Genomic DNA, 13,770 nt, shown 5'->3' with positions numbered 1-13,770 from the left:
AAGGAAGACCGGTCTACGGATCAAATCAGAACGGCAAATCGGGTGCACGGTCACCCGCCGGGGACCGTGCCTCAGTTGCCAGTTTATTCACGGCGGCGTCAAGTGCAAGAACTTCCTGATCCTTGCCCCCCAGGAAACGCAATGCGACGGTGCGTTCCTCGGATTCGCGGCGGCCGACGACCACCAGGATGGGCACCTTCTTCAGGCTGTGCTCGCGCACCTTCAGGTTGATCTTTTCGTTGCGGGTGTCGGTCTCGACCCGCACGCCGGCCTTGCGCAGGGTCGCCGCCACCTCGGCGGCATACCCGTCCGCCTCGTTGGTGATGGTGGCGACCACCGCCTGGACCGGGGCCAGCCACAGGGGCAGCTTGCCGGCGTAATGCTCGATCAGCATGCCGATGAAGCGTTCCAGCGAGCCGAGGATGGCACGGTGGAGCATCACCGGACGGTGACGCGCGCTGTCTTCACCGATGTAGGTGATATCCAGCCGTTCGGGCAGGATGGCGTCGTACTGCAAGGTGCCGCACTGCCACGTCCGCCCGATGGCGTCGGTCAGGTGGAATTCCACCTTGGGGCCGTAGAAGGCGCCCTCGTTGGGCAGTTCCTCGAAGTCCAGGCCGGCAGCCCGCAGCGCGGTGCGCAGCGCTTCCTCGGCACGGTCCCAGGTGGCATCGTCGCCGGCCCGCACGTCGGGGCGCAGCGCCAGCTTCACCGCGATCTGTTCGAAACCGAGATCCCGATAGACGCCGAGCTGGAGCTTGAAGTAGTTCGCCGCTTCCTCCGGCACCTGATCGGCGGTGCAGAAGATGTGGGCGTCGTCCTGGGTGAAGGCGCGCACGCGCATGATGCCGTGCAGCGCGCCCGACGGCTCGTTGCGGTGGCAGGCGCCGAATTCCGCCATGCGGAGCGGCAGGTCGCGGTACGAGCGCAGGCTGTGCTTGAAGATCTGCGCGTGGCCCGGACAGTTCATAGGCTTGACGCCCAGGATCTTCTCGCCCTGGTCGGCTTCCACCTTGAACATGTTGTCGCCGTACATGTCCCAGTGGCCGGACGCCTTGAACAGCGAGCTGTCGATGAGCTGCGGGGTCTTCACCTCCACATAATCGGCGCCTTCCAGCTTGGTGCGGATGTAGGTCTCCAGCGTCCGGTAGAGCGTCCAGCCCTTGGGATGCCAGAAGACCGAGCCGACCGCTTCCTCCTGGACATGGAACAGGTCCATTTCCCGGCCCAGACGGCGGTGGTCGCGCTTTTCCGCCTCCTCGATCTGGTGGAGATAGGCTTTCAGTTCCTTCTCGTCCCGCCACGCGGTGCCGTAGATGCGCTGGAGCATGGCGTTCCGGCTGTCGCCGCGCCAATAGGCGCCGGCCACCTTCATCAGCTTGAAGCCGGTGCCGACCTTGCCGGTGCTGGGCGCGTGCGGGCCGCGGCACAGGTCGAGCCACTCGCCCTGGCGGTAGACGCTGATGGCCTCCCCGCCCGGAATGGCCTCGATCAGTTCGGCCTTGTAATGCTCGCCCTTGGCCTTGAACCAGGCGATGGCCTCGTCCCGGTCCCACTCCTCGCGCACGATGGCGGCATCGCGGGCGACGATCTCGCGCATCTTCGCCTCGATCTTTTCCAGATCGGCGGGCGTGAACGGCTCGGCGCGGGCAAAGTCGTAATAGAAACCGTTGGCGATCGACGGGCCGATGGTCACCTGCGTGCCGGGATACAGTTCCTGCACCGCTTCGGCCAGCACATGGGCGGCGTCGTGGCGGATCACCTCCAGCGCGTCGGCATGACTGCGCGTGACGATTTCGACCTTGGCGTTGGTGGTCAGAGTGGTGGTGAGATCCCGGACCGTGCCGTCGATCTTGACGGCAAGCGCATCTTTGGCCAGACGAGGACCGATGGAGGCGGCAATCTGCGCCCCCGTCACCGGCCCGTCGAATTCACGCACGCTGCCGTCGGGCAACGTGATGGCTACGCTGGGCATCTCAAACACCGTATTCGCAGGGTTGACGTGGCCCATTCCCCAAAAAAGGGAACGGGAAGCGGGACTCTAAAGGGATGGACCGTCCTGTCAAGCGACAGCGGTGCAACGGACCCCACCGCTTATCCGCTTTCTTTCCCCCGCGGACCACACGGACACACCGCCCAGCGGTTGATCATGCCGCCGGACAAACAAAGCGGCACGCGCAATCATACGATTGTAACCCGCGGCACGGGAGCGTATGCCTGGCGTGTCAGTGCCCAACCCCTGGGAGAACAGGGGGAGGGATAGGCCCTCCCCCGCTGACGGGGAGTCTTGAGGATGAAGAAAGCTCGAAAAAATCCTCGAACTCCTGGCCTTGATCCTGAAGGTGACCAAGCTCCTGCTTGACCTTCTGGACCGTTAGGCTCGGAGCGGGGGAGAGGATTACGGCCTCTCCCCTGCTCCGAATACCAATGTAAGACGGTGGAGCGTCCGCCGCAAGGGACAGCCCCCGCGTGCGGCATCACCGCCTGAGGGGGGCCAGCAGCTTCGCGGCCACGTACACCCCATCCCATCCGGCGCCGCGGATACGGTACCAGCCGTCGTCTCCACCGCCGGTCACGGTGACCACGGCACCGCCGTCGATCACGTCAATAGCGGGCGAATCGCACGAGGGTTCGCGGCGGATGCGCGTGTCGGTGGTGATGCGCATCTTCGTGCCCGGTGCTGCCACCCGCGCCGGCGCCGGCGACGGCCCCAGGCAGGATGCCGCCTTGGTATCCAGGGTTTTGGCATCGGGGGTTTTGGCGTCGGGGGTTTTGGCGTCGGGGGCTTTGGCATCGGACGGTTGCGGCGCGGTCCCCGAGTCGGGGTCGTGCTCCGCCAGATAGGCGCCGGCAACCCAGCCCGCCGGTTTGCCGCCACGGGCGATGCGCACCCAGCCGGCGGAATCGGGGGCGGTCAGCGCGGTGGCCCGCTGCCCCTTTTCCAAGGTGTCGAGAACCAGCCCGTTGGCCGAGGGTTCGGCGCGGATGTAGATTCCGGCGGTGGCCCACACAGCCCGCCCGGCCGCGATGGCGTCCCCCCCCGGCCCCGCCGCCGGCGGGGCCGGGGATACGGGCGGGGGCGGCTGTTCCGCCACGGGGGGGGCCGGCGGCGGGACCGGAACCGCCACCGGGGCGGCCACGGGAGCGGTACTGCCCGCCAGCACGGGCGGCGACAGGGGTTTCGGCAGCACCGGCAGCGGCAGCCACGGTCCGCGGGGCGCCAGGGCCGGCGCGTCCTTTGGCTGGACGGCGGGGGTGATTTTGGGGGCGACGGGTGTCGGGGGTGACACGGGGGTCGCCGGCTTGCCGGCCGTCTGGGCCAGCCCGGCCCCCGGCAGCCCGGCCAGAAGGATGAACGCCGCGATGAGCCGCCCGCCCGTCATCCCGGTCAATCCAGCACGATTCGGGCCACCAGCGCCGGCAGCGTCTGGCAGCGGTAAAGCCCGTCGAAGGTGCGGTGTTCGGTCAGCCGCAGGGTCAGCGAACAGCCGAAGCTGTTGATGGTCAGCTCGTTCTGGGCCAGATAGCCCGACGCCGCCGACGGCATGGTGATGGTGTAGCCCGCAGCCCCCAGACGCCCCACCAGATTGCCGCTGACGGTGTTGAATCCCTGGATCTCCAGGGTCAGGGGGCCGAGGTTGCGCAGCACCGTCTCGCTGGCCGGCTCCTCCCGCGTGGCGTAGAGCTGCACCGGCACCGCCTTCTTGCGCCCCAGCCAGTCGCGCAGTGCCAGATTGAGCAGCGTCTGGTCACGGCCCGCGAAGGCGGTTTCCAGCGCGAACTGGCGCAGCGGCACGTCGTCGCCGCCCAGCGCCGCTTCGAACGCCGCGATCCGTGCCGCCGGCTCGCCGCCGGACAGGCGGGCGCGCACGGTGTCCATCTGCTGCGTGCGCGCGGCGATCAGCTTCATCTGCTGGGCCATGCGTTCGGTTTCCGCCAGCGCGTTGTCGGCGGTCTGCTCGTCGGCCTCGCGCTTGCGGGCGGCGGCGGCGGCCAGTTTTTCCGCCGCCGCCGCGGCGTCCGGCGTGCCGGCCACCACGGTCCGGCCCGGCAACTGGTCCGCCGGACGGCCCAGGCTGTCCAGCACCTCGGCGTTGTCGAACGCCAGGGTGATGCCCTGCCCGTTTCCGGCGGCGGGAGCGGCGGTGCCGGTCAGCACCTTTTCCGTGCCGGCGTCGGCCACGGGGCGCAGGAACGCCACCTCGTCGGTGCGGCGCTCGACGGCAAAGGTGGGCTGGGTCAGCCGCACCCGCACGCTGACGGCGGCCACGCCGTCGGCACCGGCGGGATGGAGCGTCACATCCTGAACCGCCCAGGGGGCGGGGAGCCGGCGTGCCGCCTCCTGCCGCACCCCATCGGGGGAGGGTGCCTGCTGCTCCTGCGCGGCGGCCACCGCGGGCAGCCCAAGCCCCGCGGCGCCGAGGCTCAAGAGCCCGAGTCCCGCCGCCCCGGCCCCCTGGAGGCCGGCTTCCAGCGGCAGGACAAGCGCCGTCAGCAGCCATACGCGCCCCGTCCGTACCCTGTTCGCCATTCCCCGCATCCTTTCCTGCCCGGCTGTGCCCGCTCCGGCGGCTTGAGAATGGGTATAAGAGATCCGTGAGGGAAGGATAAGAGCTTAATCGCCCCCACCCCGCCGGGCAGGGATTCCCAGGGCGTCCGCGGATGCGTGCGAGATGGGACGGGCCACCGCGCAAAGCGCAATGCCTGCCCGCGTCTTGCGCGACCATCGGTCGAGTTTTGCATGGCGGCCACACCCCGCTTGCAATATCATTCATACAAGTGGATGTATTGGGTCCATGTCTGGGGCGGCGGCGGGAAACGGCGGCATCCCCACCAGGGCTTGGCAGCATCCGAACGGCGAGAGGCGCAGGGCGACATGGCGGAGACAGGCGGTTCGAAAGAGCAGCCGGCATTACTGTGCAGGAACGTCACGGTCAATGGCCGGCGGACGAGCTTGCGGATGGAGCCGTATATCTGGGACTCGCTGCGGGATATCTGCGAGCGGGAGCGGATGAGCGTAAACCAGATATGCTCTGAAATTGACCACCGCCGGGGCGCGGCCAACCTGACCGCCGCCCTGCGGGTGTTCATCATCAGCTATTACCGCAGCGTGCCGAAAATGGGCATGGGCCTGCACGAACAACCGCCGGAGGACGGCGGCTTGGGCGTCCCGTCCCGTCTGGTGCGCGAAGCCCTGAAAACCGCCATCCCCCTCAACGGCGAGTGACGGCGGGACCGGACGGACGGCGGGGACAAGGGATGCGGCGGCGGGGGACCGGATGCCCGGCCCCCGATGCCGGCGGTCACCACACCATGCGCGGCACCACCCAGGTGGGCGTGTGGCCGGAGGCGGCGACGGCGGCGGCCAGCCGCCCGGCGTCCACCGGCTCCCCCCACGGGGCGCCCAGTTCCTCGCGGTGGATGCCGCCGGTGACCAGGGCCACGTCGATTCCCGCGGCGTTGGCCCCGGCCACGTCGGTGCGCAGGCTGTCGCCCACCGCCAGGATGCGCGATGCCGGAATATCCCCCATCAGATGGCGGCAGCGGGCATAGACCGACGGGTGCGGCTTGCCGTGGGACACCACCGCCCCGCCCATCTGTTCGTAGCGGGCGGCCAGCGTGCCGGCGCAGATGACCATCTGATCGCCCACCATCACCACCAGATCGGGGTTGGCGCAGATCATGGGCAGGCCGGCGGCGTGGCAGCGGGCCAGGACGGCTTCGTAATCGGCCAGCGTTTCGGAGAAATCGTCGATGCCGGTGTTCAGCACCACGTCGGCCCGTTCCGGTTCGGGCACGATGGTCATGTCCAGGCCGAGATAGACATCCTGGTCCCGTTCGGGGCCGATGTGGAACAGGCTGCGGCCCATGGCGGGGGTCCACGGCGCGTCCCGCGCGGCGATGGACTCATAGGCGGCCTCGCCCGAGGTCATGATGTGGTGGTAGCGCCCGCGCCCGATGCCCATGCCGGCCAGCTTGGCAATGACGCCGCCGGTGCGGCGCGGGGCGTTGGACAGCAGGCAGACGGTCTTCCCCGCCGCCCGCAGCCGGTCCAGGCAGTCCTCGGCACCGGGATAGGGCTTGGTCCCGTCATGGATCACCCCCCACAGGTCGAGGATCACCCCGTCGTAACGGTCGATGACGGCGGACAGGCCGGTCAGGGCGGGAATCACGGTCATGATGAGGCACAGCGCTTCGCAAGGTGGCACAAGGGCGCCTTTGTGCCACGAAACCGGCCGAACGTCAGCCCGGCTTGCGGCTCAGCCGCGGCTCGCCGAACAGGTAGCCCTGGCCGAAGTCGATGCCCTCTCCCAGTTCGGTCAGGGCCGCCAGTTGCTGTTCGGTTTCGATCTTTTCCAGGATCACGTCGATCCCGTGGCGGCGGCAGCGCTGGAGCAGCGACCACGCCGCATCGACGGTGGCGGGGGCCAGCAGCAGGCCGGCGTCCAGCTTCAGGAAACGGAACTCCGCCGCCGCCAGCGTCTCCACATCCACCGCGTCCGGGTCCACGATCTGGTCCAGCGAGAAGCGGAAGCCCAGCCGCGCCACCTGCCCCAGCACCGCCAGCGTGGTGGCCGGGCCGCTGCGCAGATCCTCCTGCCCCAGTTCGAAGATCAGCTTGGGCACCAGCGACGGGTTGCTCTGCATCAGATACAGGAAGTCCTGCATGAACTCCGCATCGCCCAGGGTGGCGGACGAGATGTTGTTGAAGAAGGTGATGTGGTGCTGCCGCCGCTCCGTCTCGCGGATCAACTGCACGCAGCGGATCAGCAGCAGGTTGTCGATGGTGGCGATCAGCCCCTCGCGCTCGGCGATGTCGAGATAGCGGTCGGGCATGATCTGCGCGCCCTCGGCGGAGCGCACGCGGGTGAACACCTCGTACCCCCGGTGCTTGCGCTGGGGCAGGCTGACCACGGGCTGGAGATACACGTCGATGCGGTCGGCGCGCAGCGCATCCCGCACCGCTTCCAGCACACCGGCATCGTCCAGCGGCTGGGACGGGGCGGCAACCGCCGGAACCGCGGCGGCGGGCGGTGCCGATGCCTCGCCCGTGCGGGCGGTGTAGAGGCGGCCCACCAGGGTTTGCAGCAGCTTCACCTCCTGCACCACGGTGTCGTAACCGGGGGCGGACGCGGCGGCGGGGGCCGCGGGCGCCGACTCCAGCCGGTCCAGGCGGGCGCGCAGGTCCAGCACCTCGTCGTGGAGCGCGGTGGCGGCGGCGGCCAGATGGGTCAGGCGGCGGCGGGCACGGCGTCCGGCGGCGCGGCGGGCCACCACCTCGTGCAGCAGCGCCCCGGCCAGGAACACCACCGCCCCCGCCAGAACCGCCACCGGCAGCGCGGATTCCGGCCACAGCAGAGGCACCGCCATCCCCACCGCCACGGCGGCGGTGGTGTAGGCCAGGACGTAGACCACATGGACCAAGGTCACGGCGGCGCTCTTGCGGGGCATCGGTGTCAACTCCGGGTGCGGCGATCCCTGCCCGTCAGGGTGGGGGGCCAGGGGTTACCGGCCTCTTAATCAGCGGTGATCCGCCCCCACCGCGTCGGCCACGCAGGAAAAGCCGTCGCGGCGCAGCCGGCCGGCCAGACCGCTCTTGATGGCCCACAACAGGCCCGGCCCGCCATAGACCAGCGCGGAATAGAGCTGCACCAGCGATGCCCCCGCACGGATCTTGGCATAAGCGTCGTCCGCCGACGCGATGCCGCCCACGCCGACGATGGGCAGGCGCCCTTCGGTCAGCCGGTAGATCTCGCCCAAGAGCGCGGTGGAGGCGGCGAACAGCGGGCGGCCCGACAGCCCGCCGGCCTCGTCGCGGAAGCGGTCGGGGATGCCGTTGGGCCGGGCGATGGTGGTGTTGGACACCACCAGACCGTCGATGCCGGTGGCCAGCGCGACGGCGGCGATGTCGGTCTTGTCCTCGTCGGTCAGGTCGGGGGCGATCTTCAGCAGCACCGGCGGCCGGGCGGTGGCGCAGGCGTCGCGCGCCTCCAGCACCCGGCGCAGCAGGGTTTCCAGCGGCCCGCGGCCCTGAAGCGCGCGCAACCCCGGCGTGTTGGGGGAGGAGACGTTGACCACCAGATAATCGGCCAGCGGCGCCAGCCGGCGCACGCCCAGCACGTAATCGTCGGCGGCCTCCACCGTGTCCTTGTTCTTGCCCAGATTGGCCCCGACGACGCCGGGGGGCGAGGAGGGCGTGCCGCGGCGGTCTTCCAGCCGGCGGGCAAAGACCTCCAGACCCTCGTTGTTGAAGCCCATGCGGTTCAGCACGGCCCCCTGGGCCGGCAGGCGGAACAGCCGCGGCTTGGGGTTTCCCGGCTGGGGCCGGGGGGTGACGCTGCCGGCCTCGACGAAGCCGAAGCCCATGCGCAGCATCGGCCCGGTCACCTCGGCGTTCTTGTCGTAGCCGGCGGCCAGCCCCACCGGGTTGGCGAAGTCCAGCCCCCACACCGACGTGCGCAGGATGGGATCGTCGGGTTCGCTCTGCACCGGGCCGAAGCCCAGCCCCAGCGACTTGATGGACAGGGTGTGGGCCAGTTCGGCGTCCAGCGACCGCAGGACCGGGCCAACCAGGGGGTAGAGATCGATCACGGCAGGCTCGCGTCATCAAGGGGAAACGAAGGGGGGAAGACATGGCGCCCGTCCGGCCCCAGCGGCAGCGGGTCGGCACGCACCACGGCGGCCACCGGCAGGGCGCCGTAGAGATGGGGGAAAAGCTGCCCGCCGCGCGACGGCTCCCACCTCAGGGCCGGACCCAGCCGGGCGGCGTCCACCGCCAGCAGCACAAGCCCGGATTGGCCGGCGCGGTGCCGGGCGGCACTTTCCTCCACCTGGGCGGCGGTGGAGAAATGGATGAAGCCGTCCGCCGCATCCTGCGACGATCCGGGGTACGCGCCGGGGCCTTGGGCGGCGTCCCATTCCGCCTGCCGGCACATATGATAGACGATGCGTGTGGTCATGACGGCAGCACGTTACCGCAAACGGGGCCATGCGGCCAGTGCGCCCGTTTTGCGCTTTGCAAAATGCAACGCGCGAAACAATCCATCAGCCGCATTTTGCATATATATCACGTGCCGAGACAGAATCGCATTTTGCAAATCCCTTTATTTTCAACCATTTAATGGGAACCCACCCCGTTGGCACAGTTGGCATCCCGTTTGCTGATAAGGGGACACAACCCCTTTGGGACGGAGGAAGACCATGAACGCCATGACCGCCGAACTGCACACCGAAACCACCGCAGCCCGCACCGGGTCGCTGAATTACGCCCTCGACGTGGTGGGCGTCATGGGCGATACGGGCATGACCCCCGTGCCGCTGAAGCCGTCGGCGGCCATGCTGGCGTCCGGCTCGCGGGCCGGCGGCGTCTCCGTCGAAGTGGCGTGGAAGATCTATCTGGCGATGATCCGCGAGGCGGCGTAAGCGCGGGATCTCCCGCTCTTCTTGCCTGACCTCCTCCGTCAGGGTCCGGCGGCCTGCGTGCCGCCGGAACGGCGGCGGGCGGCGGCCCTTCGCAGGAACGGCCTTTTTAAGTTGCGTCACGGCACCGTGTTGAAGAACACGCCGTTGCCGATTTCCGCCGATGGCACGCACCCTGCCGCCCAGGCGGGATGGACGCCGACGCGGTGATAATGGGTGGCCCCGTCCGTGGGATCGGGCAGCACCCCCGCCATCGCCCGCCGCGCCACGCGCAGGCAGGTGGCGAAAACCGGATCGGACGGCCCCACCGCCATCAGTTTCGCCCGGTTGGGATCGGAGGGATTCCAGCATGCGAACTGCCGCGGTTTGCGGCAGACATCGATCACTGACCCGCCCCACCAACACCCGCCTTCCGCCACGGCCCGCCGCACGCGGTTGACCACGACGGCGGCCACCGCCTCGATTCCCCGCACAGGCTCGCCGCGCGCCTCCCCCCACAAGGTGCGCGCCAGGGTATCCACCGCCGCGTCCACCGAGCCGCCGCAGGGCAGCGGCGGGGCCGCGGACAGGGGCGCATCGGACACGCAAGCGTCGGGGATCAGGGACCGGCGGCTCATCGCCCACCCCCGTCGGGGCAGGGCATGCCGCCTTCCAGCGTCTCCTCGATGCGCAGCAGATGATCGGTCATCGGTCTTCTCCGTCAGCAAAAAGGCCCCTCACAGGGGCCATTCGGAAGGGGCGACCACGCTTTCCGCCCGGCGCCAGTCGCCGCGGGGGCGGGCCGGGGGGGCGCGGTCGAAACGCATGGGTTCGGCGGACAGGCACCCGGCCACCGCGTCCAGCCCGTCGTCGCGGCCCCGGTAGCGGCCATCGGGGCGCCATTCGCGCATTTCGCGGACGAAGGGGGTGTCCCAGACGCTGCGGTGGGCGAACAGGCTGTTGCCGGCCAGCCGGGCGTCGAACGCCTCGACGATGCGCAGGGCCTTTTGGCGGCGGGACGCCACCTCCACCACCGCCGCCGCCAGCCGCGCCCGGCCCAGTTCCCGCCGCAGCACGCCGGGCAGGAACCGGCCCAGCCCGTTGATTTCCAGATGCACCCCCGGCAGGTGGAAATCGCGCAGAAAGGCGGTGACGGCGCGGCACTGCTGCGTCGCCTCGTCCTCTTCCGCCGCGTGATCGGCGGTCAGATAGAGCGTGCGGTGGAGATAGGCGTTGCCGTCCTCGCCGGTGAACACGGCGGCGACGACGCTGGCATCGCCCACGCTCTGCCCGTCCACCGCGCGGGCAAACGCCGGATCCCACCACGCCGAGGCCGAGACCAGCCGCACCCCGTTCAGGGTCAGCACCGCCCGCCCGCCGGATTCGTGATAGGCCAGTTCGCCGTCGTACGGGCGCAGCCGGTCGGGGTCGAGCCGGCCCACGCTCAGGTTGGTGGGCGTCAGCATCATCTGGCTGTCGAACTTCAGGCCACCCGTGCGGCGGCGGATGCGTTCGATGTGGGCGGGGGGGAAGCGTTCCGGCCACGCGCTGGCGCCGCTTGCGTCCAGCACCGGCAGCACCAGCCGGTGGAAGCCGTCGAGGAACGGCGCATCCTCCCCCACCTCGGGCCGGGGGGTGTCGGCGTAGAGGGTGTAATAGGTGTGGGGCGTGCCGACATAGAGCTGGGTGCCCCCCGGCACCAGCACGAAGTCGATCTCCGCCAGCTTGTCGCGCAGGTCGGCGCGCTTGGGTGCGGTGTCGCAGGTGCGCGGCACCTCCACGTCGTCGCAGATGATGACGTCGGCGCGGCTGCCGGTGATGTTGCCGTCGATGCCGCGGGCGATCATCGACGGGTCGCGCAGTTCCACGGGCCGGACCACGGTGAACTGTTCCGCCGCCCACTGGTCGCGGTCCACCGGCTTCAAGCCTTGGGTGGCGGGGTGGCGCTCGATGATGCGCTTGACGTTGCGCACCATCTTCTTGGCCAGCGCCAGATCGGCGGCCAGCACCATCAGCCGCCGTTCCGGCGCGGTGTGCAGCAGCCACGCGGCGAACAGCCCCACCAGCGTCGATTTTCCCGACCCGCGGAACGCCATCAGCAGCAGATGGCGGTTGCCGGCGGTCCAGGCGTCCTCCAGCCAGCCGGCGATGCGGCGGTGATGGGCGGGGGTGGGCATCTGCTGCTGGCCGTTCCAGACCTCCACGAAAACGGAAAAGCGTTCGGCGTCGTCGGTCATCACGGATTCCGTCCCAGGATGTGCCAGCCGGCCCCGTTGGACATGGCGGTCACGGCGTGTCCGAAGTCGGACAGAACGATGGCTTGGTTGTCCGGCCCCCCGCCCCCCTCCGTGGTCACGGTGACGGGGGTGGTGCTCTGGTCGGCCTTCTTGACGGTGACGGTGCGCCCCACCGCATGGGCGGCGGAGGGGCTGGGCAGCCGCACCTCCACCGCCCCCGACCACGCGCTGACCAGATACAGCGCCTGGTTCAGGTCGGGCGAGAACAGGCCGGGCCGGGTCCAGTACCCGGCGTTGCCCGCCGGGGTGTTGCCGGCCACCACCCACCAGCCGGCGCCGTTGGACACCGCCGTCACCCAGTCGTAGCGGTTGCCCAGCGCCCACGCCCGCCCGTCCGGCCCGGTGCCGCCGATCTCCTCCACCGTCACCGGGTGGGGAGAGGCGTCGGTCTTCTTGACGGTGACCGCGTGGCCGTTGGCGCTGCCGGAACTGGGAAGCCGCACGGTGACCGCCCCGCCGTAGGCGCTGACCAGATAGACCGAACTGGTCAGATCCAGGTCCACGGTGCCGCCGCCCTGGGGTTCCACGTATTCGGTGTCGTAGCGCAGCGCCTCCACCACCAGTTCGCGGATGCGGGTGCGGTCCAGCCGGTTCTTTTCCGGGTAGCCGGCGTTCACCGCGGTGTAGGCGCCGCCGGAAAAGTCATAAATCGCCGGCCCGGCGGCGGCGGAGAACAGGTTGACCACCGCCGTTTCCCGCGACCCGGCGTCAAGCTGCACGTTGGGCACGGCGCCCAGGCTTTCGCAGTACAGGTTGACGAACAGGTTCTTGTCGCCCCCCGCCCCCACCCGCACACAGGCCGCCGCGGTGGGCGACAGGTTCGCCTCGCAATCCACGAAGGCGTTGTTGTAGCGCCCGTGCTCCACGAAGAAGCCGCAGCCGGCGGTGGGGGCCGCCAGGGAATAGACCCGCACCCCGGTGAAACGGTTGGCGTTGGGGCTGTCGCCCGCCCCGCTGGTGGTCAGCCACACCCCGTGACGCGACGGGCGGGCCACCAGCACGCGGTTGACGCTGTTCCAATAGCAGGGACGATCCGGGGTGGCGTAGCCGTCGAGCACGATGCCGTCGCACGGTTCCCACAGGGTCAGGTCCGACAGCAGGTTCTGCACGCACGGCCCGTCGCGCCCGAACAGCCGCACCCCCGCCGCCCCGCCCTCCAGCCGCAGCCCCGACACGGTGGCGTAGCCGTCGGGCAGGTGGATCAGGTCGAACCCGGCCCCCGCCGCCGTCAGCACCGACGCCTGCCCCACCCCGGCCAGCGTCTGGCCATAGGCGAGCGTCAGCGTGTTGGTCAGGCGGTAGGTGCCGGCGGGCACCTGCACCGCCTTGGCCGCGGTCAGGGCGGCGTGAAAGGCCAGCGTGTCGTCGCTCACCCCGTCGCCCGCCGCCCCGAAATCCTTGACCGACACGCTGTCCGCCAGCTTGTCGCGGATGGGCCGCCCGACCGCCCCCGGCCCGCGGGGCAGATAGGTGGACAGCGCCTGTTCGTCCACCGGCGCGCGGGCGGTGGGGTTGCCGTCGCCGTCGAAGGCCAGCAGCCGCCCCGCCCGTGCCGCCCGTCCCGGCAGCAGCGGCGAGGCCGGCAGGTCGGTGTCGGGGTAGCGCAGCATCCCCTCCTGATCCCCCGCCACCTGCTGCAGGCAGGCGGTCAGCGTGTCCAGCTCGCGGTTCAGCGCCACGGCGGGCAGCGGGCCGCTTTCCAGGAAATCGGTGACCCGTTCGATGGGCACGCGGCGGTGCAGGGTGACGGCGGTGCCGGCGGCGGGCGGAACGGCGAAGGTGACATGCCCCCCCGCCCCCACCCCGGCGCCGATGACGGTGTAGCCGGTGTTCTGAAGCCCGGCGTTGAGGAAGACCTGCAGATCCTCGGACGCGAAGATGGGAAAGGGGTAGGTGAAGACGGTCTGAACGCCGTCGGCGACGTATTGCACCCGCGGCGTGCCGCGGGGGATGGGCAGGGCGGTCATGGCCGTGGGATTCCTTTTTGGGGGGATGTTCCCTCTCCCCGGCGGGGCTACGCACTGCGCGTATCTCTAACAAATTGATATAAAACAAGTTTTCATCGTCATTCCCG

The 13,770-nt window shown here is 69.8% G+C and carries 12 protein-coding genes; 2 read left to right on the top strand and 10 right to left on the bottom strand.

Annotated elements, in window-relative coordinates; translation table 11 throughout:
• Positions 1-25: 25 nt before the first annotated feature.
• From thrS to M2352_RS04865, 3 genes are all read right to left on the bottom strand, one after another.
• Positions 26-1,975 carry a threonine--tRNA ligase gene (gene thrS, locus M2352_RS04875; protein WP_264663378.1) on the bottom strand — a complete coding sequence of 650 codons (1,950 nt, stop codon included), beginning with the start codon at positions 1,973-1,975 and terminating at the stop codon, positions 26-28.
• A 502-nt stretch (positions 1,976-2,477) separates the two neighbouring features.
• Positions 2,478-3,383 carry an SH3 domain-containing protein gene (locus M2352_RS04870; RefSeq protein WP_264663377.1) on the bottom strand — a complete coding sequence of 302 codons (906 nt, stop codon included), beginning with the start codon at positions 3,381-3,383 and terminating at the stop codon, positions 2,478-2,480.
• 5 nt (positions 3,384-3,388) lie between these two features.
• Complete coding sequence (locus M2352_RS04865) at positions 3,389-4,531, bottom strand: hypothetical protein (protein ID WP_264663376.1); 1,143 nt, start codon at positions 4,529-4,531, stop codon at positions 3,389-3,391.
• 210 nt (positions 4,532-4,741) lie between these two features.
• Between M2352_RS04865 and M2352_RS04860 the strand changes: the two genes are divergently transcribed.
• Positions 4,742-5,227: a ribbon-helix-helix domain-containing protein gene (locus M2352_RS04860; RefSeq protein ID WP_264663375.1), complete on the top strand. Its 486-nt coding sequence runs from the start codon at positions 4,742-4,744 to the stop codon at positions 5,225-5,227.
• 76 nt (positions 5,228-5,303) lie between these two features.
• Here the strand turns inward: M2352_RS04860 and M2352_RS04855 are convergent, their stop codons facing one another.
• The 4 genes from M2352_RS04855 to M2352_RS04840 all read right to left on the bottom strand — a co-directional run bounded on the left by M2352_RS04855 (position 5,304) and on the right by M2352_RS04840 (position 8,960).
• Positions 5,304-6,179 carry a TIGR01459 family HAD-type hydrolase gene (locus M2352_RS04855; protein WP_264663374.1) on the bottom strand — a complete coding sequence of 292 codons (876 nt, stop codon included), beginning with the start codon at positions 6,177-6,179 and terminating at the stop codon, positions 5,304-5,306.
• A gap of 64 nt (positions 6,180-6,243) precedes the next feature.
• Positions 6,244-7,452, bottom strand: coding sequence for an EAL domain-containing protein (locus M2352_RS04850; RefSeq protein WP_264663373.1), 1,209 nt, complete (start codon positions 7,450-7,452; stop codon positions 6,244-6,246).
• 69 nt (positions 7,453-7,521) lie between these two features.
• On the bottom strand, positions 7,522-8,592 hold the full coding sequence (locus M2352_RS04845) for a quinone-dependent dihydroorotate dehydrogenase (RefSeq protein WP_264663372.1): 1,071 nt from the start codon (positions 8,590-8,592) through the stop codon (positions 7,522-7,524).
• Positions 8,589-8,960, bottom strand: a complete 372-nt coding sequence (locus M2352_RS04840) for a DUF952 domain-containing protein (RefSeq protein ID WP_264663371.1) — start codon at positions 8,958-8,960, stop codon at positions 8,589-8,591. The genes M2352_RS04845 and M2352_RS04840 overlap by 4 nt, the downstream gene beginning before the upstream one ends.
• A 241-nt stretch (positions 8,961-9,201) precedes the next feature.
• On the opposite strand from M2352_RS04840, the gene M2352_RS04835 reads away from it, so the two are divergent.
• The gene (locus M2352_RS04835; RefSeq protein ID WP_264663370.1) at positions 9,202-9,423 is read left to right on the top strand and encodes a hypothetical protein; all 222 of its coding nucleotides are present in this window, start codon (positions 9,202-9,204) and stop codon (positions 9,421-9,423) included.
• A 116-nt stretch (positions 9,424-9,539) separates the two neighbouring features.
• On the opposite strand, the gene M2352_RS04830 is transcribed toward M2352_RS04835, so the two are convergent.
• From M2352_RS04830 to M2352_RS04820, 3 genes are all read right to left on the bottom strand, one after another.
• Positions 9,540-10,037, bottom strand: coding sequence for a cell wall hydrolase (locus tag M2352_RS04830; RefSeq protein ID WP_264663369.1), 498 nt, complete (start codon positions 10,035-10,037; stop codon positions 9,540-9,542).
• A gap of 99 nt (positions 10,038-10,136) precedes the next feature.
• On the bottom strand, positions 10,137-11,636 hold the full coding sequence (gene terL, locus M2352_RS04825) for a phage terminase large subunit (protein WP_264663368.1): 1,500 nt from the start codon (positions 11,634-11,636) through the stop codon (positions 10,137-10,139).
• The gene (locus M2352_RS04820; protein WP_264663367.1) at positions 11,636-13,663 is read right to left on the bottom strand and encodes a glycoside hydrolase family 55 protein; all 2,028 of its coding nucleotides are present in this window, start codon (positions 13,661-13,663) and stop codon (positions 11,636-11,638) included. Before M2352_RS04820 ends, terL begins: the two co-directional genes overlap by 1 nt.
• Between the last annotated feature and the right edge of the window lie 107 nt (positions 13,664-13,770).

Source organism: Azospirillum fermentarium, from assembly GCF_025961205.1.
GTDB lineage: Bacteria > Pseudomonadota > Alphaproteobacteria > Azospirillales > Azospirillaceae > Azospirillum > Azospirillum fermentarium.
The sequence above is the reverse complement of the archived record's forward strand: the minus strand, read 5'-3'. Positions and strand labels throughout refer to the sequence as shown.